At 70.8% G+C, this 20,888-nt stretch carries 24 protein-coding genes; 12 read left to right on the plus strand and 12 right to left on the minus strand.

Translation table 11 applies throughout. From position 1 onward, the window contains the following. Positions 1–40: 40 nt before the first annotated feature. Complete coding sequence (locus Pmi06nite_RS18295) at positions 41–895, minus strand: alpha/beta fold hydrolase (RefSeq protein WP_203954248.1); 855 nt, start codon at positions 893–895, stop codon at positions 41–43. 240 nt (positions 896–1,135) lie between these two features. On the opposite strand from Pmi06nite_RS18295, the gene Pmi06nite_RS18300 reads away from it, so the two are divergent. Continuing rightward, positions 1,136–1,909 (plus strand): SDR family NAD(P)-dependent oxidoreductase, encoded by a 774-nt coding sequence (locus Pmi06nite_RS18300; protein WP_203954249.1) that lies wholly within the window; start codon positions 1,136–1,138, stop codon positions 1,907–1,909. A gap of 23 nt (positions 1,910–1,932) precedes the next feature. Here Pmi06nite_RS18300 and Pmi06nite_RS18305 read toward each other — a convergent pair whose 3' ends face one another. Further along, the gene (locus Pmi06nite_RS18305) at positions 1,933–2,742 is read right to left on the minus strand and encodes an ion transporter (RefSeq protein WP_203954250.1); all 810 of its coding nucleotides are present in this window, start codon (positions 2,740–2,742) and stop codon (positions 1,933–1,935) included. A gap of 164 nt (positions 2,743–2,906) precedes the next feature. Here Pmi06nite_RS18305 and Pmi06nite_RS18310 point away from each other — a divergent pair, with 164 nt between their 5' ends. Then, positions 2,907–3,314 carry an IclR family transcriptional regulator gene (locus tag Pmi06nite_RS18310; RefSeq protein WP_444544156.1) on the plus strand — a complete coding sequence of 136 codons (408 nt, stop codon included), beginning with the start codon at positions 2,907–2,909 and terminating at the stop codon, positions 3,312–3,314. On the opposite strand, the gene Pmi06nite_RS18315 is transcribed toward Pmi06nite_RS18310, so the two are convergent. Further along, the gene (locus Pmi06nite_RS18315) at positions 3,311–4,225 is read right to left on the minus strand and encodes an SDR family oxidoreductase (protein WP_203954252.1); all 915 of its coding nucleotides are present in this window, start codon (positions 4,223–4,225) and stop codon (positions 3,311–3,313) included. The two genes, Pmi06nite_RS18310 and Pmi06nite_RS18315, sit on opposite strands and share 4 nt — an antisense overlap. A 201-nt stretch (positions 4,226–4,426) precedes the next feature. On the opposite strand from Pmi06nite_RS18315, the gene Pmi06nite_RS18320 reads away from it, so the two are divergent. Both Pmi06nite_RS18320 and Pmi06nite_RS18325 read left to right on the plus strand, forming a co-directional pair. Then, positions 4,427–5,365, plus strand: a complete 939-nt coding sequence (locus Pmi06nite_RS18320; protein ID WP_203954253.1) for a LysR family transcriptional regulator — start codon at positions 4,427–4,429, stop codon at positions 5,363–5,365. Positions 5,366–5,438: 73 nt separating this feature from the next. Beyond that, positions 5,439–5,639 carry a hypothetical protein gene (locus Pmi06nite_RS18325; RefSeq protein WP_203954254.1) on the plus strand — a complete coding sequence of 67 codons (201 nt, stop codon included), beginning with the start codon at positions 5,439–5,441 and terminating at the stop codon, positions 5,637–5,639. Between the two features lie 3 nt (positions 5,640–5,642). Here Pmi06nite_RS18325 and Pmi06nite_RS18330 read toward each other — a convergent pair whose 3' ends face one another. Then, a complete protein-coding gene (locus Pmi06nite_RS18330; RefSeq protein WP_203954255.1) occupies positions 5,643–6,728 on the minus strand; it encodes a mandelate racemase/muconate lactonizing enzyme family protein in 1,086 nt (361 codons plus the stop codon). A 127-nt stretch (positions 6,729–6,855) separates the two neighbouring features. Between Pmi06nite_RS18330 and Pmi06nite_RS18335 the strand changes: the two genes are divergently transcribed. Both Pmi06nite_RS18335 and Pmi06nite_RS18340 read left to right on the plus strand, forming a co-directional pair. Continuing rightward, on the plus strand, positions 6,856–7,524 hold the full coding sequence (locus Pmi06nite_RS18335; protein ID WP_203954256.1) for a GntR family transcriptional regulator: 669 nt from the start codon (positions 6,856–6,858) through the stop codon (positions 7,522–7,524). Positions 7,525–7,717: 193 nt separating this feature from the next. Beyond that, the gene (locus tag Pmi06nite_RS18340) at positions 7,718–8,710 is read left to right on the plus strand and encodes a YihY/virulence factor BrkB family protein (protein ID WP_203954257.1); all 993 of its coding nucleotides are present in this window, start codon (positions 7,718–7,720) and stop codon (positions 8,708–8,710) included. A gap of 21 nt (positions 8,711–8,731) precedes the next feature. Here the strand turns inward: Pmi06nite_RS18340 and Pmi06nite_RS18345 are convergent, their stop codons facing one another. Together Pmi06nite_RS18345 and Pmi06nite_RS18350 are read right to left on the minus strand one after the other, a co-directional pair. Continuing rightward, the gene (locus Pmi06nite_RS18345; RefSeq protein WP_203954258.1) at positions 8,732–8,917 is read right to left on the minus strand and encodes a hypothetical protein; all 186 of its coding nucleotides are present in this window, start codon (positions 8,915–8,917) and stop codon (positions 8,732–8,734) included. A gap of 64 nt (positions 8,918–8,981) precedes the next feature. Next, positions 8,982–9,827: a sulfurtransferase gene (locus Pmi06nite_RS18350; RefSeq protein WP_203954259.1), complete on the minus strand. Its 846-nt coding sequence runs from the start codon at positions 9,825–9,827 to the stop codon at positions 8,982–8,984. Between the two features lie 131 nt (positions 9,828–9,958). Between Pmi06nite_RS18350 and Pmi06nite_RS18355 the strand changes: the two genes are divergently transcribed. Continuing rightward, complete coding sequence (locus Pmi06nite_RS18355; protein ID WP_239113999.1) at positions 9,959–10,450, plus strand: MarR family winged helix-turn-helix transcriptional regulator; 492 nt, start codon at positions 9,959–9,961, stop codon at positions 10,448–10,450. 24 nt (positions 10,451–10,474) lie between these two features. Here Pmi06nite_RS18355 and Pmi06nite_RS18360 read toward each other — a convergent pair whose 3' ends face one another. The 6 genes from Pmi06nite_RS18360 to Pmi06nite_RS18385 all read right to left on the minus strand — a co-directional run bounded on the left by Pmi06nite_RS18360 (position 10,475) and on the right by Pmi06nite_RS18385 (position 16,850). Next, positions 10,475–11,956, minus strand: coding sequence for a glycoside hydrolase family 130 protein (locus tag Pmi06nite_RS18360; protein ID WP_203954261.1), 1,482 nt, complete (start codon positions 11,954–11,956; stop codon positions 10,475–10,477). A gap of 5 nt (positions 11,957–11,961) precedes the next feature. Beyond that, positions 11,962–12,981: a glycosyltransferase gene (locus Pmi06nite_RS18365; protein WP_239114000.1), complete on the minus strand. Its 1,020-nt coding sequence runs from the start codon at positions 12,979–12,981 to the stop codon at positions 11,962–11,964. Beyond that, complete coding sequence (locus Pmi06nite_RS18370; protein WP_239114001.1) at positions 12,978–14,138, minus strand: glycosyltransferase; 1,161 nt, start codon at positions 14,136–14,138, stop codon at positions 12,978–12,980. The genes Pmi06nite_RS18365 and Pmi06nite_RS18370 overlap by 4 nt, the downstream gene beginning before the upstream one ends. 160 nt (positions 14,139–14,298) lie before the next feature. After that, entirely contained in the window at positions 14,299–15,306 is a 1,008-nt protein-coding gene (locus Pmi06nite_RS18375; protein ID WP_203954262.1) for a glycosyltransferase family 4 protein, read from the minus strand. 57 nt (positions 15,307–15,363) lie between these two features. Then, complete coding sequence (locus tag Pmi06nite_RS18380) at positions 15,364–16,200, minus strand: undecaprenyl-diphosphate phosphatase (protein WP_203954263.1); 837 nt, start codon at positions 16,198–16,200, stop codon at positions 15,364–15,366. Beyond that, positions 16,197–16,850: a DedA family protein gene (locus tag Pmi06nite_RS18385; RefSeq protein ID WP_239114002.1), complete on the minus strand. Its 654-nt coding sequence runs from the start codon at positions 16,848–16,850 to the stop codon at positions 16,197–16,199. Before Pmi06nite_RS18385 ends, Pmi06nite_RS18380 begins: the two co-directional genes overlap by 4 nt. 127 nt (positions 16,851–16,977) lie before the next feature. Between Pmi06nite_RS18385 and Pmi06nite_RS18390 the strand changes: the two genes are divergently transcribed. The 5 genes from Pmi06nite_RS18390 (at position 16,978) to Pmi06nite_RS18405 (ending at position 20,887) form a co-directional block, all read left to right on the plus strand. Further along, positions 16,978–17,367 carry a BlaI/MecI/CopY family transcriptional regulator gene (locus tag Pmi06nite_RS18390; RefSeq protein WP_239114003.1) on the plus strand — a complete coding sequence of 130 codons (390 nt, stop codon included), beginning with the start codon at positions 16,978–16,980 and terminating at the stop codon, positions 17,365–17,367. A gap of 10 nt (positions 17,368–17,377) precedes the next feature. Further along, the gene (locus tag Pmi06nite_RS18395) at positions 17,378–18,316 is read left to right on the plus strand and encodes a M56 family metallopeptidase (protein WP_203954265.1); all 939 of its coding nucleotides are present in this window, start codon (positions 17,378–17,380) and stop codon (positions 18,314–18,316) included. 186 nt (positions 18,317–18,502) lie between these two features. Beyond that, complete coding sequence (locus Pmi06nite_RS18400; protein WP_203954266.1) at positions 18,503–19,507, plus strand: metallophosphoesterase family protein; 1,005 nt, start codon at positions 18,503–18,505, stop codon at positions 19,505–19,507. 187 nt (positions 19,508–19,694) lie between these two features. Continuing rightward, the gene (locus Pmi06nite_RS41950) at positions 19,695–20,054 is read left to right on the plus strand and encodes an MFS transporter (protein WP_239114037.1); all 360 of its coding nucleotides are present in this window, start codon (positions 19,695–19,697) and stop codon (positions 20,052–20,054) included. Next, positions 19,991–20,887: an MFS transporter gene (locus Pmi06nite_RS18405; RefSeq protein ID WP_239114034.1), complete on the plus strand. Its 897-nt coding sequence runs from the start codon at positions 19,991–19,993 to the stop codon at positions 20,885–20,887. The genes Pmi06nite_RS41950 and Pmi06nite_RS18405 overlap by 64 nt, the downstream gene beginning before the upstream one ends. Position 20,888 lies beyond the last annotated feature (1 nt).

Genomic DNA, 20,888 nt, shown 5'->3' on the forward strand with positions numbered 1-20,888 from the left:
CGTGGCCGCCGCCGCACCGATGCGGCGGTGCCCGATCCCCTCAACCATCCGCCGTGTCCACGTCTTCCCGGCCGGACTTCGCCCCCGGCCAGGCCAGGACGTCGCCCAGGATCGCCGCGAACTCGCCGGGATGGGACCAGTAGCCCGTGTGGTCACCCGGGAAGTCGACGACCTGCTTCTCCCATCGGACGGCCAGGGCGGCAGCCGGGCGATAGGGGAAATGTCGCCGCGAGTCGCGGCCGCCTGCCGGCACGATCCGCGCCCGCTGAGCGTCCAGTGCCACGAGGTCAGGGTGGTGGCCCGGGGCCTGCCGCACCTCATGACGGAGGAAGTGGTCGAGGTTGCCGGACAGCCGGCCCATCAGCTCGGGGCCGACGTCGGCCGGACGCTCGAGCGAGTCGGCACCGGTGCCGGCCATGAACGATCGCATGGCCGGCGCCGTACCCTCACGCAGGTAGGTGTCGTAGACCTTCGCGAAGAACGCCCGCCAGTCCGCCGCGTCCGGCAGCACCTCGGCGAGGGGCGGCTCGTGAGCGATCAGCCGGGTGACCAGGTCGGGGCTCCGGCTCATGAGGGCGAGCCCGACCACGGCGCCCGCACTGCTGCCGAAGACCTGCGAGGGTCCTCCGGCGACGGTCTCCATGAGGCGACGCGCGTCATCCGCATGCGTCTCGCTCCACCCGGTCGGCTGGGGGCCGTCCAGCGTGCTGCGGGAGAACCCGCGCCGGTCGTAGCTGATGACGGTGTGACGGCCGGCGAGCAGGTCCGCGACGGCGTCGAAGAGCTCGGCGTCGCCGTTGCTCCCGGGGATCATCAGAAGGGCGGGCCCGCGGCCGCGCACCTCATAGTGCAGGCGAGCCCCGGGCACCTCCAGGGTGTGCGTCGAAGAAGGCATGGCATCGTCCTCGGATTGCTTACTTGCCGCCAGGTAAGCAGATTACTGACCGGCCGTCAAGTAAGTAGGAGTTCGCCATGGTTTCACCCTGTTTCAGAAAGTGGGGTTGCTCTCCGGAACCTCGCGGGCACCATCGGGCTCGTCGGCCCAGACCCTGGACTCGTCTCCCGGCACTCCACTCCTGCACGTGACCGGTCCGCTCACCGGCGGCCGGGCGGATGACCAATGAGGATCACGGCCATGGCCACTCCCGTCGTACTCGTCACCGGGGCGCTGACCGGCATCGGCCGCTCGACCGCGTTCACCTTCGCGAAGAACGGCGCGAAACTCGTCGTCTCGGGACGGCACGACGACGCCGGCGAGGCCCTGGTCGGCGAACTGCGCGCACTCGGCACGGAGGCGGAGTTCGTGCGCGCCGACGTACGCCACGAAGCGGAGGTCGAAGGCCTGATAGATCAGGCGGTCGAGCGGTTCGGCCGGCTCGACGTGGCCGTCAACAACGCGGGGACCGAGGGCCGGGTCGCCCCGATCGTCGAGCAGACCCCCGAGAGCTACGCGGCCACCTTCGACACCAACGTGCTCGGCATGCTGTTGAGCATGAAGCACGAATTCCGGGTGATGCTGGCCCAGGGCGGCGGAAGCATCGTCAACATCACGTCCATCTACGGCGAGCTCGGACTGGCCTCGGGCTCGGTCTACGTCGGCAGCAAACACGCCGTCATCGGCATGACCAGGGTCGCGGCCCTCGAAGGAGCCGCTTCGGGCATCCGCGTCAACGCAGTGGCCCCGGGATTCACCGAGACCGCCATGATGCACCGCACCACGGGCACCGACGAGGTGAGGTCGGCGGTCCTGGAGATCATCCCCCAGCGCCGTTTCGGCCGCCCCGACGAGATCGGGGCCGTCATCGCCCTGCTCGCGTCCGACGCGTGCTCCTATCTGACCGGACAGGTCATCACGGTGGACGGTGGCCTCACCGCGGGCTGGCCTCTCATGACGGAGGGACAGGCGTAGGCGTGGGCCACCCCACCCGGGCGTCACCGGCTGAGCGCGGCCCCTTCCTGTTCCTGCCGCGAGTCGCGGAGCTCCGCCCGTAAGGCCTTGAGCTCTGCCATGACGCCCTCGATGGTGTGCTGCTCGGCCTGGCGGGCCTCTTCGGCCTCCTTGGCGTGATCGTCCTCCATCGCCCGCACGACCACGGCGATGAACAGGTTGAGCACGACGAAGGTGCAGATCAGGATGAAGATGACGAAGAAGATCCAGGCGGCGGGATGGACGGCCATGACCTCGCGGGCGACGTCCGACCACGCCTCCCCGGTCATCACCTGGAACAGGGTGAACAACGAGGTGCCCAGGTCACCGAAGTAGTGCGGGGTGGTGGCCGCGAACAGTTTGGTGGAGATCACCGCGGCGACGTAGAGGACCAGGCTGAGCAGCACGGCGATCGAGGCCATGCCGGGCACCGCGGCGAGCAGCGCCGAGACGACGCGGCGCAGGCTGGGCACCACGGAGATCAGCCGCAGCGCTCTCATGATCCGCAGTGCGCGGAGCACCGACAACTCACCGGAATGCGGCAGGAGGGAGGTGCCGATGATCACGCTGTCGAAGATGTTCCACGGGTCGCGCAGGAACTTCATCCGGTAGACGTACACCTTGGCCAGGAGTTCGGCCACGAAGACGTAGAGCGCCACGTGGTCGACGAGCCTGAGCAGGCTCCCGTGGCGGCTCATCAGTGCGGGTGACGTCTCCAGTCCCAGCGTCGCTGCGTTGATCAAGATCACTACAGTGATCACGTGCTGGGTTCGCGGGGCTTCCACTACGGTGCGAACTCGGTCGCGCCAGGCCACGGGGACTCCTGATTCATGCCCGGGTGCAGATGGTCACGTGTGATCGTAGTGAGGTCACGGCGTCACTTGATCACCGACCGAGGAGCGCCCGTGCCCGCCCGGAGGCGGGCGAGGCCGCCTCCATCGCCTGATCCCTGCCGGAGCGGAGCAGATTCACCGAGTCGATCGAGACGACGAGATCGTTGCGCGTCGGCGCACGGACGGGGATGACCCTGCCCGCGCACGGCACGTCGTCGGGCAAGGTGCTCCTCGCCTGGCTGGACCCCGATGAGGTCCGGCGACTGCTCCCTCATGCCAAGCTCGCTCCCCTGACGGATCGGACCCTGACGAGCCGGCGCGATCTGGAGGCGCATCTGGTCCAGGTCCGCGAACTGGGATATGCGGCCAACTTCGGTGAGAGCGAGGACGAGGTGAGGTCGGTGGCGGTGCCGGTGCGGGACACGGGCGGCAACGTGCGTGCGGCCCTGGCCATCTCCGCGCCGCCGTCCCGGCTGGATGAGGCCGCGGTGGCAGGCGTGGCCGCGGTGCTCAAGGAGGGCGCCGCCAGGATCAGCACCGTGCTGCCCGCCTAGATGTCGGTGAAGTAGTGACCTTCTTCCAGGTCCGGGATCAGTGCGGGGTGCTCTGGTCGCCATCCCAGGAGTTCTCTGGTCCGCGTGCTCGATGTCGGGTTGTCGAGCGAAACGAAGGCGGAGAGGAATCCGAAGTGGCCGTCCGCCTCTTCGCGGGAGATGCCGACCGCCGGCAGGTCCAGGCGGCGGCCGATGACGTCGGCGATGTCACGGAACGGCACACCCTCGTCGCCGACTCCGTGCAACCGCGACCCGGCCGGCGCCGCTTCCAGAGCCAGCCGGAAGAGGCGGGCCGCGTCGAGCGTGTGCACGGCGGGCCAGCGGGTGGCGCCGTCTCCCACGTAGGCCGACAGGCCCTTGTCGCGGGCGATGCCGATCAACGCCGGGACGAAACCGTGGTGATCGGCCGAGCTGTGCACGGACGGTGCGAGACGGACGACCGATGATCGCACCCCGCGTTCGGCCAGCGCGATCGCCGCGTTCTCCGCCTCGACCCGGGGCAGCGGGGGCGACCCCGGGGCGATCGCGTCCAGCTCCGTCCCAAGGCGTCCTGATGGGTGCGCGAGCGCGAGCATCAGCGTTCCCGAGGTGACCACGAAGGGCTTGCCGGAGCCCTCGAGCGTCGCGCCGATCGTTTCGACGGCGCGCAGATCGGCTGTGATGGCACCGGCGTAGTCGGAGAAGTCGTGCTTGAAGGCCAGGTGAATGACGCCGTCCGCTGCGGCGGCGCCGCCACTGAGGCTGTCGAGGTCGTCGAGGGCGCCTCGGTGCACCCCGGCGCCGGCGGCCGTCAACGCGGCGGCGGACTCGTCCGAGCGGGCCAGGCCGACGACCTCGTGCCCGGCTCCGAGGAGTTCGAGGACGACTGCGGACCCGACGTGTCCGGTCGCACCGGTGACAAATACGCGCATGTTGCAATCCTTCTGGGCAATTAGGGAGTACCGGCCGGAGACGGCACCCGACGGTGCCCGGCCAGTGATTCCACCTTGCAGCCGCGGGCCGCCGCGGGTCCAATGAATGTTCCGTATGCCGCAATACGGTTCGCGTATCTCCACAGTTCACCGCCATCGCCCGGGACATCGGCCGAGGAAGGCGAGGGCTACGCTGGAGACATGTCCGACTCGCCGCTGCCCCCAGCGGACCTCGACCTGCGGCTGGTGCGGTGCTTCACCATCGTCGCCGAGCACCTGCACTTCGGCCGCGCCGCCGAAGCCCTTCACACCACGCAACCGTCGCTGAGCCGCCAGATTCGCCGCCTCGAACAGCAACTGGGCGCCCGCCTCTTCGACCGCACGCCTCAGGGCAGCCGGCTCACCGAGGCCGGGAACGTCTTCCTGCCTCGCGCCAGGGCGCTGCTGCGCTCGGCCGACCAGGCCGCGGCCCACACCCGGGCCGCCGCGCAGCCGAACCGGATCACCATCGGGTACACGACGGGTCTCATCGTCACCCCCGCGGTGCGCGAGCTGCGCCGACGGCACCCGGACGCCGACGTGCACACCCTGCATCTGGCCTGGAACGAAGCGCGCGCGGCGCTGCTCGATCACGGAGTGGACGCACTGGTGACCCGGCTGCCGTTCCCGACCGACCAACTGCACGTGACGGTCCTCTACGAAGAACCCCGGGTGCTGGTGGTGCCCCTCGACCACCGCCTGGCCGGCAAGGAGTCCGTCACCCTCGACGACATCGCCGACGAACCCCTGCCAAGGGTGCGGCAATCCGACCCGGCCTGGAGCGCCTTCTGGCGCATCGACCCCCGGCCCGACGGACGCCCGGCACCCGACGGCCCGCTCATCGAGGCCCTCGAGGACAAGTTCGAGGTCATCGCCGCCGGGCAGGCCGTGGCCATCTCGGCCGCCCCCCGCTCCGCCAGCCTCCGCCCCGACCTCACCACGATCCCCCTCGAAGGCGTCGAGCCGAGCCATGTCGTGCTGGCGACCCGCGCGGGCGACCGCAACCGCCTGGTGGCGGCCTTCCGCAAGTTCGCCGAAGCCCATCTCACGGGTCCGGGCCCCGCGAGACCGGCGAGCGTCCCGCCCACACGATCCGGGTGATGACCGTCACCGCGCCTGCGACGCCGGTCGGCTCGCACCACGGCCTTCGGCTCTCCCCCTCAGAGAAGTGTGGGTGCACGCCGTCGACCTCGTCGCCGGCGCGGAGCGGCGATGGGAGATCGGCACGCCGGTGGAGGGGACGGCGCGGGGCGAGGCCCCTCCGGTCGTCTCGGGGAGACCGGCCGACCTCACGGCGTACCTGCTCGGACGGCCCGTCCCCGGCCGGCTGGAAAGCACGGCGGGCGGCCCGCCGCCGTTGCCCGGCTGGCTGTAGTGCTCATCCCACCCTTCGGTCGTCGATCGCGTCACGGTCCCACTCGATGCCGAGTCCGGGGGTGGCCGGCGCCAGAGCCTGCCCGTCCACCACCTCGATCTCCCCGTGCGTGATCGCGCGCAACTGCGGGATGTGCTCCAGGTAGCCGCTGTTCGGCACCGCGCAGCACAGGCTCACGTGCAACTCCATCAGGAAGTGCGGGCAGACCGGCACGTTGTACGCCTCGGCCAGGTGCGCGACCTTCAGCCAGGGGGTGATCCCGCCGATGCGGGCCACGTCGACCTGGACGATGCCCGCCGCGCCCCGGTGCAGGTACTCGCGGAACTGCGCCACCGAGTACAGCGACTCGCCGACGGCGACCGGTATCGAACTCGCCGCCGCCAGCGTCTCGTGCCCGGAGACGTCGTCGCCCGGCATCGGCTCCTCGAACCAGTACGGGTCCGCCGGCTCCAGCAGCCTCGCCCGCCGTACGGCCTCGGCCGCCGTGAGCGACTGGTTGGCGTCGAGCATCAGGTCGAAGTGGGGCCCCACGGCCGCGCGCACGGCGGCCAGCCGCTCGGCGTCCTCCACCGGCGAACGGCCGATCTTCAGCTTCGCCCCGCGCCAGCCCGCGGCCCGGCTCGCCGTCGCGCCGACGATCAGCTCGTCCGTGCTCAGGTGCAACCAGCCGCCCTCGGTGTCGTAGAGCGGGATGCGGTCCTTCGCGCCTCCCGCGAGCACCCACAACGGCTGACCGGCGTCGCGGCACCGCCAGTCCCACAGGGCCGTGTCCACGGCGGCCAGGGCCAGCGACGTGATCGCGCCCACGGTGGTGGCCCGGGTCGCGGCGAACAGGTCGTGCCACACCGCCTCCACCCGGCGGGGATCCGCGCCGACCAGCCGGGGTGCCAGGTAGTCGCGGAGAAGGGCGAGCACGGCCGTGCCGCCGGTGCCGATCGTGTAGGAGTAACCAGTTCCGGTGCCGCCGTCGCCGGTCCTGATCTCGACGAAGACGGTCTCCTGCTTCAGGAACGACTGGACTGCGTCGGTGCGTACGGTCTCGACCTCCAGGTCGACCAGATACGCCTCGACATGACTGATCGTGGGCAACGAAGCTCCTCGCGGGGACGTGATTCGTGATCCTATAGGATGTTTCATGGATGATTGGTGGTCCACCCTTCGGACCGTCACGGCTTAACATTCATGAAATTGAGCCGACCGCCGGAAGGAAGCCCGAATGGCACGCCCCGAACCGATCCGATTCCGGCGCTCGACGCTGGGCGAGGACGTGTACGAGACGCTCAAGGGCCTGGTGCTGGAGCACACCCTGTCCCCCGGCGACCGGATCAACATCGACGCGCTGGCCCGCGAGTTCGCGGTGTCGCCCACTCCCATCCGCGAGGCGCTGGCCCGCCTCGAGTCGGACGGCCTCGTGCGCAAGCGTCCCCTGGTCGGCTACACGGTGAGCCCTCTGCTCACCCGCGCCGAGTTCACCGACATGTTCGAGATGCGCCTGCTGCTGGAGTGCGCCGCGACGCGGTGGGCGGCCGAGCGCACCGACGCGGCGCGCCGATCGGCGATCACCACCGAGGCGGCCACGACGGTCGTGCCCGAGGAGGACGACCCCGACGGCTGGCACGGCGCGTTCACGGTGCTCGACGCCCGGTTCCACGACCTCATCGCCGAGGCGTCCGGCAACGATCTGCTCCGCGACGGCATCAACCGGCTGCACGCACACCTGCACCTGCACCGGCGCTACTTCCCCTACGCCCAGGCGGGCGCGACCGTCGAGGAGCACCGGCGCATCGCCGCAGCCATCCAGGCCGCCGATCCGGACGGCGCGGAGGCCGCCATGCGGGAGCACCTGACCCGGGCGCGCGAACGCCATCTGCCGGCGTTCGACTGAGGATCGCGTACGGCGTATCACGACAGGGCGGCGGACGGGCCGCCGACTACAGCGCGATCGCAAATCCGGCGTAACAGGTCTACTCGGATGTTCGACACGTCTTCCCCCGGGCAGCGGAAGCCCATGCGGACACCGCCGGCCCGGGAACGCGCCCGGGCGGCCGGTGAACCCGATGGCGGAAGTGAGGACGGACATGGGAACCGCGACCACGGTGCCGGAGACCCGGGGCATGGCCGGAGAGCAACTTTCCGCCGATGACGCCTACGCCACCATCAAGCGGTACGGCGGCCGGCGACTGATCCACGACTCGTACGTGCGGTTCAGGTACGGCGACGGCGTCAGCAATGCACGCGCCCTGGCATTCCAGGTCTGCCTGGCGATCATCCCCGGGGCGATCGCCGTCGTGGGCCTCAGCTCGGTGCTCGACCACGGCGACATCGGCCGGGTCCTCGAGTTCACGCTCCGGCGCCTCACACCGGGGGGCGGTTCCCAGATCGTCGAGGAGACGTTGTCACCGGGCAGCCGTGGCACGGGCGGCGGGGAGGCGCTCGCCCTGTGGTCCGGCCTGGTGACCGCCCTCGTGTCGCTCACGAGCGCGATGGCCCAGTTCGAGCGCGGCGCCAACCGCATCTACGGCGTCGAGCGCGACCGGCCGTTCCGGCACAAGTACGGCAAGGCGCTGCTGATGGCGGTGACGGCGGGCCTTCTCATGGGGGTCGGCCTGGTGATCCTCGTCGGCGGCGCGGCCGCCGGGGAGGCGGCGGCCGCGGTTTACGGCTGGGGTGACACCACCCGGGCGGTCTGGCAGTGGCTGCGCTGGCCGGTCGGCTTCCTGCTCGCCGTCCTGTCGATCTCTGTGCTGTTCCGCTCGTCACCGAGACGTCGCCAGCCGGCCCACACGTGGCTCGCGGTCGGCGCGACCGTCGCCGTCCTGCTCTGGATGTCGCTCACCTACCTGCTGTCCCTCTACATGGCGGGCAGCGGGACCTTCGGAGCGATGTACGGCCCGCTTACCGCGGTCATGGCGCTGTTGTTGTGGTCGTTCCTCACCTCCACGGCCCTGCTGCTGGGCATGGCGTTCGCCGCCCAACTGGAGGCGTGCCGGACCAGCCGGAGTGAGCCGGTGACACCCGATCCCACCCCCACGCCGCAGAAGGAGGGCCGGGCCGCGGCCCACACCCGATGAGCCGGTCGGCGGGGAGGGCGATCAAGCGTCCAGCACCATGAGGACGATGAGGCCGACGAGGTGGAGCACCACGACGAACACGATGAGGAAGATGAACACGAACTTGGCGGGTCCGTGCTCGAAGTCCTTCCCCTCCTTCAGCGGGGGTCTCAGCGCCTGCCGGTCGGCGATCCGCTCCTCTAGCGACTTCCTCTTCTGACGAGGCATGACAGTTCCCTTGGTGGAGTGAGTACTCATCCGGCCGCCCGCGTATGCCGGTGCGGGCGGCGGTTCACGAGGCGGCGGATCCGCGCTCGACGGGTGCGCCCACGAGTGAGCCGTACTCGACCCATGAGCCGTCGTAGTTCTTGACTCCCGGCCGATCGAGCAGCTCACTCAGCACGAACCACGTGTGGGCGCTGCGCTCGCCGATGCGGCAGTAGACGATGGTCTCCCCTGCTTCCAGGTCGACCGACGCCTCGCCGTACAGGCTGCGGAGCTGTTCGTCGGACTTGAACGTGCCGTCGTCGTTGGCGGCCTTGGACCACGGGACGTTCTTGGCCGTGGGGACGTGGCCGGCCACCTGAGGCTGCTCCTGCGGGAAGTGCGCGGGGGCGAGGATCCGGCCGGAGAACTCGTCCGGGGACCGGACGTCGACGATGGTCTTGGTGCCGATGGAGGCGATGACCTCGTCACGGAAGGCGCGGATCGAGGCGTCGGGTTCCTCGGCGCGATAGTCCGTGGCGGGGCGCCCGACCGGCTCGCCGGACAGCTCACGACCGTCGAGTTCCCACTTCTTGCGTCCTCCGTCGAGCAGGCGGACGTCGCGGTGGCCGTAGATCTTGAAGTACCAGTAGGCGTAGGCGGCGAACCAGTTGTTGTTGCCGCCGTAGAGGACGACGGTGTCGTCGTTCGCGATGCCCTTGCGCGACAGCAGGGCCTCGAAGCCGCTCTTGTCGATGAAGTCGCGGCGGATCGGGTCCTGAAGGTCGTCCCTCCAGTCGATCTTCACGGCTCCGCGGATGTGGTTCTTGTCGTACGCCCTGGTGTCCTCGTCGACCTCGACCAGGACGACACCGGAGTCGTGGAGGCGCTCCAGGACCCAGGCGGCGTCGACGAGCACGTTGGAGCGGGTCATGGCTTCTCTCTCCGACGATGGGGGACGGCATCGGTGACGGATGCCGGCGATGGCGGCCACATAGTTAGTGCACTAACTGTTTGCACGCTAACTGTTATAGCATGACAGTCCGCTGCCCATGGAGGTGCCCTTTGAGTGACCTTGGCGACATTCCTGACCCGCTGGCCCTGGAGAATCAGGTGTGCTTCGCCTTGGCCGTCGCCTCGCGGAGTGTGATCGCGGTCTACCGCCCCGTGCTGGAGCCGATGGGGCTGACCCATCCCCAGTACCTGGTGATGCTGGCGCTGTGGCAACACGCGCCGTTGTCGGTCAAGGACCTCAGCCGGTTGCTCCAGTTGGAGCCCGCCACGCTCTCACCGCTGCTCAAGCGCCTTGAGGCCAACGGGTTCGTCCACCGTCAGCGCACCAGCGACGACGAGCGCTCTCTCGCGGTGACCCTCACCCCGGCCGGGCGTCGATTGCGCGACGAGGCCGAGAAGATCCCCGCGACGATCGTCGGGCGTCTGGGAATGGAGCTGTCCGAGCTTCAGCTCCTCCACCAGATGCTGACGCGGGTGATCGCCGCCGCCAACAACGCCAACCACTCCCACCAGGCCGTCCACGGGCAGGCGCCGGCCTCGTAAGGAGCCCGCGCCACGTCGCCGGCTTCACGCCGCGCGCATCGACCGGATGAGGGTCTCCAGCCGGATGTGGGCGAAGCCGATCCGGGCGTCGCCGGCGCCGTACGGCACCCAGAGGGTGCCCTCGTGCACGAGGCCGCCGCAGGAGTAGACGACGTTGGGGACGTAGCCTTCGCGTTCAGCGGGCCTGGGGGCGAGAAGCGCGCCGGGGAGTTCGGCGATGACGCGCTCGGGGGCGTGCAGGTCCAGCAGGAGGGCCCCGATGGAGTAGCGGCGCATCGGGCCGACGCCGTGGGTGAGGACGAGCCATCCCTGCTCGGTCTCGATGGGAGAGCCGCAGTTGCCGACCTGGATCAGTTCCCAGCCGTGGACCGGGCGGTGCAGCGGGATCGGGCTTCGCCAGCGGTTGTGCCCGTCCAGGGAGGTCAGGCCGATGGTCTCGCCGTCGGAGCGGCACAGGGCCAGGCTCTGGCCGGCGACCGGGCGCGGGAACAGGGCCAGGCCCTTGTTCGCCGCGGCGGGGCCGCGCATGGGGGTGATCTCGAAATGGCGCAGGTCGTCACTGGCCAGCATCCGGGCGTGGATGTGCCGCCCGTCATAGGCGGTGTAGGTGGCCCGGTAGGACGGGACGCCGTCCTCCCCGACCACCTGAACGAAGCGGGCGTCCTCCATGCCCTGGCTCTCGGCCGCCGTGGCGGGCCACAGGACGCGCCGGTCCAGGGGTACCTCGGCGGGGAAGGACACCGCGTAGTCGGCGGCGATCACGCGGCGCAGCGTCTCCAGCGTGCGGTGCGTGGTGGTACGCGAGATCAGGTCGCCGGGGAGTCGCGCGACGGCGCTTTCGAAGTCGTCGTCGTCGAAGAGTTCGGGCAGTGAGTCCAGGACGGTGGCGGAGACCTCGTCGTCCCAGTCCTCGTCGGCGAGCCCGGCGCCGAGCAGATCACGCCGGTGCCGGGTGGCCCCGCGCCGGCCCACGGCCAGCGGCCCGGATCGTTCGCCGACGGCCAGCGCCGTACCGGGGCCGATCATCGCGGTGGCGAAGCCGATGGAGGACAGGTGCCCCTCGCCGATCTGGCGCACGCTGATCGCCACCCGGAGCTCCCCCGGCCCCAGCTCCGACTGGTCGGGGTGGGCCACCATCGACGGATTGCACAGCGCGGCGCCCTCGACCGCGTACTCGTGGCTGAAGTAGGCGCCCACCAGGAGCCGTACCGCCGGAGCAAGCTCGACGTCCTGCGGCACCCGATGCCGGACCAGGTCGTAATGGTGCAGGAAGACCGCCGGCAGGTCGTGGTGACGCCGGCCGAAGCGGCGCAGCGTCTCCTCCAGCATCACGCCGGCCTCGTCCTCGTCCAGATGCCTGATCCGGTCGATCAGACCTCCCGCGCGGCTGCGGGCCAGCGCGGCGTCCTCTCCTGGGACGAACAGCTTGATGATCACTCGGCGCGGGTCGGGGGTGAGCGTCAGGTCCAGGCGGGCGGCCAGGTCCTGGGGCAAGCGCGCGTTCATGTCGGTCATAACAGCCCTCTGGCGTGCTGCATGGTGGAGATGAGGGCGATGGTCGACTCGGCCCCCTGGTTGAGATTGGGGCCGTGCGCGGTGAGGCCGTCGTAGCCGCCCCCGGTCTCCGGGTCGCCCATGGGGGTGCCCCGGTCGTTGGCGCCGTCGAACCAGGCGACCGCCTGGCGGACACGTTCGAGCCACACGGCGTCGCCGGTGACGGCCGCGGCCGTGACGCAGGCGTCGGCGAGGGCGGCGACCTCGATGGGCTGCTGGTCGTAGCGGGCCCGCGGCCCCTCCTCCCTGCACCAGCCGCCGGCGGGGACGACCGACAACATGCCGTCAGCACGCTGGACGTCGCAGAGCCAGCCCAGCGCCCGCAGGCCTCCGGCGAGCGCCGTACGGTCCCCGGCGTGGTGCGCCGCGGCGATGAGCACCTCGGCGAGGGCGGCGTTGGCGTAGGTCAGCCGCTGTTCCGGCCACGGCCAGTCCGGGTCCTCTGCGGGCACGCCGACCGCGACGGCCGCGTCGCCGAGCAGGGCCGCGGCCTGATCGTCGTCCGGGTGGGCGCGCAGCACCTCGGCGGCGCCGAGACCGGCGAAGACCATCGCCCGCCGGTGCGGCGACCGGCGGGCCGCCCCCCGGGTGAAGGCGACGAGCGCTTCCTCGCGGATCCACCGGGCCGGGTCGCGGGCGGCGGCGGTGCCGAGGCCCCACAACGCGCGTCCCCACCAGTCGCCCAGGCCGGGCTGGTCGCTCCAGCGCCGGTCGAAGGCGAGCCGGTTGCGGAACGCCCCGGACTGGTCCTGGGCATGGGTGAGGAAGGCGAGGTAGGTCTCCGCGAGCCGCCCCACCTCGAGCGGCCGGCTCGGCTCCCGGGACGCGACGACGAGACCGCGTGCGACGTCGTCGGTGCAATAGCCGTGCTCGCGGCGGACGATGGAGTGCCGGGCATGCTCGAATAATCCGGTGTCGTCGCTCAGCCGGATCAGGTGCTCGAACAGGCCGTCGTCGACGGGCCGGACGAGCGTCACCCGGTGGCCACGACCGCGACGGTCCGGCGTGCGGCGAGAAGGCCGTAGGCCAGGTCCGCGTACCGGGCGGCGACCGCGGGCCACATCAGGGTCGGCGCGACCTCGCGGGTACGGCCGGCAAGGACGTCGGCGAGGCCCGGTTCCGTGAGGACACGCCGGACGGCGGCGGCCAGCGCCTCGGGGTCCTGGTGCGGCACGAGCAGGCCGGGCCCACCGGTGAGCATCTCGACCGCATGGGGGAAGGCCGTGGCGACGATCGGGATGCCGGCCGAGACCGCCTCGATGAGGACGCCGGAGGTGACCTGCTCGGGCGAGTCGTAGGGCAGCAGGACGACGTCGGCCGAACGGATCAGCCGCCCCAACGTGGCCTGGTCGCGGTAGACGGGGTCGTACCGGACCGAGGTGGAGACGCCGAGCCGGGCGCCGAGCCGGTACAGCCGGTTGCGGTAGGCCTCACCCTGGTGCTCAAGCACCTTGGGGTGGGTCCTGCCTGCGACCGTGTAGGTGGGCGGCGGGGTGAGGTCGCCGAGCAGGGCGAGCGCCCGCAGTGCCCACTCGATGCCCTTGCCGGGGCCGATCAGACCCCAGGTGAGCAGGTGCGGTCGCAGGCGGCGCCGGGACGGGACGCCGCGGTGGTCTGCGGCGCCGTGCGGGATGACGGAGATCTTGCTCGGTGAGACGCGATATCCCGAGAGCAGCCGGTCCCTGGCGGTGGCGGTCATGGTGACGACCGCCCCTGCCGCTTCGACGATCTGCTCGAGCAGCCGCCTCTGGCGTGGAGTGGGATGGGTCAGGACGGTGTGCAGCACGACGATGCTCGGCACGGCGAGGCTGCCCAGCAGCGGCAGCACGTCCTGGCCGTCGGCTCCGGGATAGATGCCGTACTCGTGCTGGACGACGGCGACGTCGAAACGTTCGAGGGCGCCGGCCGCGGCCTGCCAGCCGTCGGCCCGGCCGGGTGACCAGGTGTGGACGACCCCGGCGGCGGGCGTCTCGTCGTCGCCCTCGGAGGTGACGCGGACGACGCCGGTCATCATGCCGTCCCGGGTCAATTGGGCGGCCAGGGCCGAATTGAAGGTGGCGAGGCCGCACTGGGTCGGCGGATGGGTGCTGAGGAATCCGTATGAGCAGGCCACGTGGCTGTGCCTTCCGGTCATCGGCCGCTCCCGGATCGCGGGAACGCACCTCACGCGGTGAAGACATCCATCGCCCAGCGTGTGTGGAGGGATGGAGGTGGGCCTGAAACCAGGGCCGCCCTCCTTCGGTGCCCGGTGTGGACGGCGCGATCGCCGTGCGATTTCCGACAGTAGCAGGGCGTTACACGCTACCCACAAGGCCGCCGTACACACCCAGGTAGTCCGTGACCATCCGGTCGACGCCGAACCTGCGCTCGGCCTGGGCCCGGCAACCCGCCCGGTCGACCGAGGCCACCCGGGAGACCGCTTCGACGGCCTCCTCGACGGTGTCGACCAGGAATCCGGTGACGCCCGGGTCGACGACCTCGGGCATCGACCCCCGCCGGTAGGCGATGACGGGCGTGCCGCAGGCCATCGACTCGACCACGGAAAGCCCGAACGGCTCGGCGAAGGCGATGGGGTGCAGCAGCGCCAGCGCGCCGCCGAGGATCTCCGCGCGCCGTCGCGGCCCCACCGAGCCCAGGAAGACGACCTTCTCACCGTCGACGTGCGGCGCCACCTTCTCCTCGTAATACCGCTGGTCCTGGATGATGCCGCAGATGGTCAGCGGCAGCCCGGCCCGCCGCGCGATCTCGATCGCCGCGTCGGTGCCCTTGTCGGGGTGGATACGCCCGAATGCGACGAGCCCCTCGCCACCGTGCGGATCGAAGGGCAGCGCGGCGAGGTCGATGCCGTGATGGACGGTCGCGACGTAGTCCAACTCGGGGGCGCGATCGGCGTCGGAGATCGACACGTAGGCCGATCCCGCCTGGGCGTAGGCGGGCAGGATCCCCGACCCCGAGAACCCGTGCACGGTGGTGAGCAGCGGCGCCCGGCAGTGCTCGGCGAAGGCCAGCGGCAGCCAGTCCAGGTGGCTGTGCACGAGGTCGAACCCGGCGGAGCGGCCCAGCGCGTACGAGACGTGCATGGCCTCCCAGATCCGCCCGTCCATGGAGGCGTCCTCGGCGTAGCCGTGCGGGGCGATCCCGTCCAGAGAGGCCGAGGTGATCGAGTCGAGGGTGGCGAAGAGCGTCACGTCGACGCCCCGGGCGACGAGGCCCTCGGCGAGCAGGCTGGTCACCAGCTCCCACGGCCCGTAGTGGCGAGGCGGGGTGCGCCAGGCGATCGGGCCCAGCAGGGCCACTCTCATCGCGGGTCGTTCGGAAGGGTCATCGCCCGACCCTACGCTCCCGGCCCGGCCTGGCCGTCAGGCGCCGACGACCCCGGTGCCGAGCAGGCCGAACAGCGCCACACCGACGATGATCCGGTAGAGCACGAAGGCGTTGAAGGAGTGCTTGGCCACGAACCTCAGCAGCCAGGCGATCGAGGCGTACGCGACGACGAACGACGCGACCGTGCCGACGGCCAGCGGCGCGGCGCCCACTCCGGCGCCGAGCGCGTCCTTCAACTCGTACAGGCCGGCGCCGGTGAGTGCGGGAATGCCCAGGAAGAAGGAGAGCCGGGTGGCGGCGACCCGGTCCAGATCCCTGATGAGCGCGGTCGAAATCGTCGCCCCGGAGCGGGAGAAGCCGGGAAAGAGCAGGGCGAGGATCTGCGAGCAGCCGACGATCATGGCGTCGGCGAAGGTGACGTCGCCCTCCCCGCGCTTGTGGCGGCCCATCCGGTCGGCGGCCCACATGAAGCCGCTGCCGATGATCAGCGATGCGCCGACCACCCACAACGAGGCCAGCGGGCCCTCGATCAGGGGCTTGGCGAGCAGTCCCACCGCGACGATCGGAATGGTGGCGTAGACGACCCACCAGGCGAACTTGTAGTCGTGGTTCCGCCGCTCGGCCGGATGGGTGAGACCGCGCACCCAGGCGGAGGCGAAGCGCGCGATGTCCGTGAAGAAGTACAGCAGGACCGCGGCGATCGCGCCCACCTGGATGACCGCGGTGAAGCCGACGACCGCGCCGTCGGTGACGGGGATTTTCATCAGCCCCTCAACGATCTTGAGGTGGCCGGTGGAGGAGACCGGGAGGAACTCGGTGAGCCCCTCCACCACTCCGAGCACGAGGGCTTGGCCGACACTGATGACGCTCATGGGATCCGTTTCTGCGGGGTCGGTGTCGTGGTCGAGCCGCGGCGGGCTCGTAGGAGTTCCAGGCCGAGCGGCAGCAGGGAGGCCAGGACGATGACGCCGACCAGGGGGAGCAGGTAGCGGTCGACGTTCGGAACCGCGGAGCCCAGCCCGTATCCGGCGAGCACCAGGCCGACCGTCCACACGAGCCCGCCCGCGGTCTGCCAGATCGTGAAGGTGCGCGCGGGCACCTCCAGCACCCCGGCCAGCGGGTTGAGCACAGTGCGGACGACGGGGACGAAGCGGGCGAGCACGATGGCCTTGCCGTGGCCGTACCGGGCAAGCATTTCCTCGGCCCGCGCGGCGCCGGCGTGCAGGCGCGCGTTACGCGTACGGTCCAGCAACGCCCGGCCGGCGCGGCGCCCGAGGACGTAGCCGGCCTGCGCGCCGAGCAGCGCGCCCGCCGCCGCGGCCACCAGCACGAGGGGAAGCGACAGGCGCATCCCGGCGGACTGGGTGGCGCACAGCAGCCCGGCGGTGAACAGCAGCGAGTCACCCGGCAGGAAGAAGCCGATGAGCAGGCCGGTCTCGGCGAACAGCACAATGAAGACACCGAGAACACCGAGAGAGGTCAGCAGCGACGTGGCGTCGAGGGGATTGAGCGCCAGAGGCACCGGGGGATCCTTTCCCGCCTGCGCCGCCTCCGGGCTCGGATGCGTGGCACACTCGAGAGGTAGCAGCTTTTACAGGACTGTAGAAGTTCTACACGACTGTAGAAGATGGACGGAGGTACAGCAAGTCGTGGTCGCGAACAGTCATGAACCGGGTCGGCGCCGGGCGAACGGGGAACGCGAAGCCGAGATCCTGGCGGTGCTGCAGGAGGCGGGCACTCCCCTGACTCCCGGCGAAGTCGTCGAGCACCTCGGTGACGACCTGACCTACAGCACGGTGGTGACGATCCTCAGCCGCCTGCACACCAAGCAGTTGCTCACCCGCACCCCACGGGGCCGCGCCTACGCCTACTCCCCCGTCGCCGACGAACCGGGGCTGGCGGCCCGCCGCATGCGCGGGGTCCTGGACGAACGGCCCGACCGCGAGGCGGTCCTGACCCGCTTCGTCGACGGCCTGTCCAGCGCGGACGAGGAACTGCTGCGCCACCTGCTCGGGCCCGAGCAGGATCTGGACCGGTAAGGCCCGCCGAATGCACGTCGCCGTCTATCTCCCGCTCCTGCTGTCCCTGCTGGCCGCTCCCGGCGCGCGGATCCTGGCCGAACGCTGCGAGCCACGGCTGGCCACCTGGCTGCTCACCGTCTCGGCGGTCGTGCTGGCGGCGGCGAGCACCGCCTCCCTGGCCCTGCTGGCCGTGACCGGCCTCATCCGCATCCCGCCCCTCGCCGCGATCGGCCACTGGTCCCTGCAGGTCGTCCAGCGCGACGACCCCGCCGAACTGTCGGTCGCCGTCGTCGCCGGAGTGCTGCTCGCCGCGGCCGCGTTCGCCGCGGCCCGCATGATGGGGCGCCGCGTGCGGTCGCTGGCGAGAGCGGCACTGGACGCCGCCTGCGTGCCCGCACCTGACGGCCTCATGATCCTCGACGACCCGGCCCCCGACGCCTTCGCCCTCCCGGGGCTGCCCGGCCGCGTCGTCGTCTCCACCGGCATGCTCCGCGTCCTGGACGAGGGCGAGCAGCGCATCCTGCTGGCGCACGAACGCGCCCACCTGGACAACCACCACTACCTCTTCGTCGCCCTCGCACAGTTCGGCGCAGCGGCCAACCCCCTGTTGCGGCCCCTGGCACATGCCGCCACGTACACCGTCGAGCGCTGGGCCGACGAGCGCGCCGCCGCCATCACCACCGGCGACCGCGACCGGGTCGCCCGCACCGTCGGCAAGGCCGCCCTGGCCGTCCGTCGCACGCCGGCCCGCTCTCCGGTCCTCGGCATGATCGGCATGATCGGCCGCCGTTCGCCCCTCAGCGGCGCGGGCCCGGTCCCCCGTCGCGTCGCCGCCCTCCTCGCACCGCCGACCGGCCGGCGAATCGCGCCGGCACTCATCACCGCTGCCGTGCTCCTCGCCGCCGTCGTGTCCACCGGCCATGCCGCGCTCGACCTCCACTTTCTCCTGGAGCTCGCCGGCGCCTGACCAGCGGAAAACATCGAGCGATAGATCAAAAAACGGCGCATAGAGGCCCCTAAATGACGAAGATCACTAAACCCGTACACAGAGGTTCGTCGGCGGTTCACCAGAAACACCCCCTTCCGTCGCCGGTCTGCCACGCGAACGGGCTGGGATCCACGAGTTTGATCGTGCGATGCCTGGAGGATCGGAATGCGCAGAACATTGGCTGCAGCGGCCGTCGGAGCCGTGGTGCTGCTCGGCGGAACACTCACCGCCAACGCCAGCGACGGCTCGAAGCGGAACGACGACCACGGCGGGTCCAACCGAACCTACGAGATCGCGCTCATCGGTGACATGCCGTACGGGGACGTCGGCCGCGCCCAGTTCCCTCGGGTGATCGACGAGATCAACGCCGACCACGGCATCGCGTTCACCGTGTTCGACGGCGACATCAAGAACGGCAGCGAGCGCTGCGACCAGCCGGCATACGACCTGGCCGTGAAGAACTTCGCCTCGTTCCGCCGGCCGCTCGTCTACGTCCCCGGCGACAACGAGTGGACCGACTGCGACCGGGCCAACAACGGCAGTTACGACCCCAACGAGCGGCTCGCCCTCGTCCGCAGGATGTTCGCCGCCAAGCCGTACTCCCTCGGCAGGCAGATGCTCAAGCTGGACCGCCAGTCCCCGGCCTTCCCCGAGAACGTGCGCTGGCAGTACGGCGCGGTGACCTACATGGGCCTGAACATCCCGGGCAGCGACAACAACGCCGCGCAGTTCGACGCGACCGGCAAGCAGATCGACGGTGACCAGGCCGAGTACACCGCGCGCAACGCGGCCAACCTGGACTGGCTGGGCAAGGGCTTCGCCGCGGCCAAGGCCGCCCACTCGAAGGCGATCGTCATCGTTCTGCAGGCCGACATGTGGACCACCGAGCCGACCGCCCACTTCGCGGACACCAAGCGGAAGCTGGCCCAGCTGTCCATCGCCTTCCCGGGTCAGATCCTGCTGGTCAACGGCGACAGCCACGTCCTGAAGATCGACAAGCCGCTGACGGATGCGAACGACCAGGCGATCCAGAACGTCACCCGGGTGCAGACCTTCGGCAGCGCCCAGAACCACTGGGTGAGCGCGGAGATCGACCCGACGAACCCGGACGTGTTCACCTTCCACCAGCACATCGTCACGGCGAACCTGCCCACCTACGTCAGCCCCTGACACGTCGCCGGACGCCCGCCGCGGGGCCGCCTGTGCGGCCCCGCGTCCAGCCCCCATGATCAACCCTGCTGAGCCGATCCGATGAAAACGCGGAGGCTAAGCTGCCCCTGGCTGTGCGATCCAGGTCGTGCCGTGCGGGGAAGGGGTGCCGATCATGGGCGTGTCCTCAGCTGGGAGGCCGGGACGCGTGGCTCATGGGCGAATGTGGCCGCTGTACGCGGCGGGTTTCACGACCGCGTTCGGCGCGCATTCCATCGCCGCGAACCTCGGCGGGTTCACCTCGGGCGGCGCCTCTTCCTTCCTGGTCCTCGGAGGCCTGCTGGCTCTGTACGACGGGGCCGAGGTGCTACTCAAGCCCGTGTTCGGCGCCCTGGCGGATCGGATAGGGACACGTCCGCTGCTGCTCGGCGGGCTGGTCGGGTTCGCCGCCGCCTCGGCCCTGTTGTCCTCGCCGACGATGGGGGGCTGCTGTGGCTGGCGCGCCTGGGGCAGGGTGCGGCGGCCTCCGCGTTCTCCCCGGCCGCCTCCGCGATGGTGGCCCGGCTGAGCCCGAAGAGCGGGCACGGCCGGGCGTTCGGTTCCTATGGTTTCTTCAAGAGCATCGGCTACACCGCGGGCCCGCTGCTGGGCGGAGCGGCGGTGGCGCTGGGCGGGCTGCCCCTCCTGTTCGGCGTGCTGTCGGTCCTGGCAGCGGGGGTGGCCGTGTGGACGGCGGTGGCCGTCCCTGCGCTGCCGCCCCTGCCCCGAGCACGGCAGACGGTGCTGGACCTCGCCAGACGTCTGGGCGAAGGCGGCTTTCTCCGGCCCACGGCCGCGCTGGGCGCCGCCACCGCGGCGCTGTCGGTGGGGGTGGGCTTCCTGCCCGTCTCGGGGGCTGCCGCCGGTCTGGGCCCGGTCGCCACCGGCGCGGTGGTCTCGCTGCTGGCCGCGTGCACCGCCCTCGTACAGCCATGGGCCGGCCGGGCATTGGACTCCGGGCGTATGACCTCCGGGACGGGCATCGGCGCCGGACTGCTGCTGACGACGGGGGGACTGGCAGCGGCGATGCTGCCGGGTCTGACCGGGGTATTGTCGGCGGCGCTCGCCATCGGCGTCGGCGCCGGGCTGATCACCCCGCTGGCCTTCGCGGCCCTGGCCGCCGCGACCGCTCCTGAGCGCTTGGGGCAGACGATGGGTGCCGCGGAGATCGGTCGCGAGGTCGGTGACGCAGGCGGCCCGCTCCTGGTGGGCGGCGTCGCCACGGCCGCCGCCCTTGCCGGCGGCTTCGCCGCCCTGGCGGGTGTCACCGCCGTCCTCTCCCTGGCGCTGGTTCCCCGCCGCGCGGGGGCCAGGCCGAAACGCCCTCGCCCTCCTGAGGCCTCAGCCGATCAGTTCGGGTGAG

This window comes from Planotetraspora mira (assembly GCF_016863275.1).
Taxonomy (GTDB): Bacteria; Actinomycetota; Actinomycetes; order Streptosporangiales; family Streptosporangiaceae; genus Planotetraspora; species Planotetraspora mira.

Coding starts and splice junctions, on each gene's coding strand:
- Pmi06nite_RS18295 (WP_203954248.1), bottom strand. CDS start 895: ATGCCTTCTTCGACGCACACCCTGGAGGTGCCCGGGGCTCGCCTGCAC.
- Pmi06nite_RS18300 (WP_203954249.1), top strand. CDS start 1,136: ATGGCCACTCCCGTCGTACTCGTCACCGGGGCGCTGACCGGCATCGGC.
- Pmi06nite_RS18315 (WP_203954252.1), bottom strand. CDS start 4,225: ATGCGCGTATTTGTCACCGGTGCGACCGGACACGTCGGGTCCGCAGTC.
- Pmi06nite_RS18320 (WP_203954253.1), top strand. CDS start 4,427: ATGTCCGACTCGCCGCTGCCCCCAGCGGACCTCGACCTGCGGCTGGTG.
- Pmi06nite_RS18335 (WP_203954256.1), top strand. CDS start 6,856: ATGGCACGCCCCGAACCGATCCGATTCCGGCGCTCGACGCTGGGCGAG.
- Pmi06nite_RS18340 (WP_203954257.1), top strand. CDS start 7,718: ATGGGAACCGCGACCACGGTGCCGGAGACCCGGGGCATGGCCGGAGAG.
- Pmi06nite_RS18345 (WP_203954258.1), bottom strand. CDS start 8,917: ATGCCTCGTCAGAAGAGGAAGTCGCTAGAGGAGCGGATCGCCGACCGG.
- Pmi06nite_RS18350 (WP_203954259.1), bottom strand. CDS start 9,827: ATGACCCGCTCCAACGTGCTCGTCGACGCCGCCTGGGTCCTGGAGCGC.
- Pmi06nite_RS18360 (WP_203954261.1), bottom strand. CDS start 11,956: ATGAACGCGCGCTTGCCCCAGGACCTGGCCGCCCGCCTGGACCTGACG.
- Pmi06nite_RS18370 (WP_239114001.1), bottom strand. CDS start 14,138: ATGACCGGAAGGCACAGCCACGTGGCCTGCTCATACGGATTCCTCAGC.
- Pmi06nite_RS18375 (WP_203954262.1), bottom strand. CDS start 15,306: ATGAGAGTGGCCCTGCTGGGCCCGATCGCCTGGCGCACCCCGCCTCGC.
- Pmi06nite_RS18380 (WP_203954263.1), bottom strand. CDS start 16,200: ATGAGCGTCATCAGTGTCGGCCAAGCCCTCGTGCTCGGAGTGGTGGAG.
- Pmi06nite_RS18395 (WP_203954265.1), top strand. CDS start 17,378: ATGCACGTCGCCGTCTATCTCCCGCTCCTGCTGTCCCTGCTGGCCGCT.
- Pmi06nite_RS18400 (WP_203954266.1), top strand. CDS start 18,503: ATGCGCAGAACATTGGCTGCAGCGGCCGTCGGAGCCGTGGTGCTGCTC.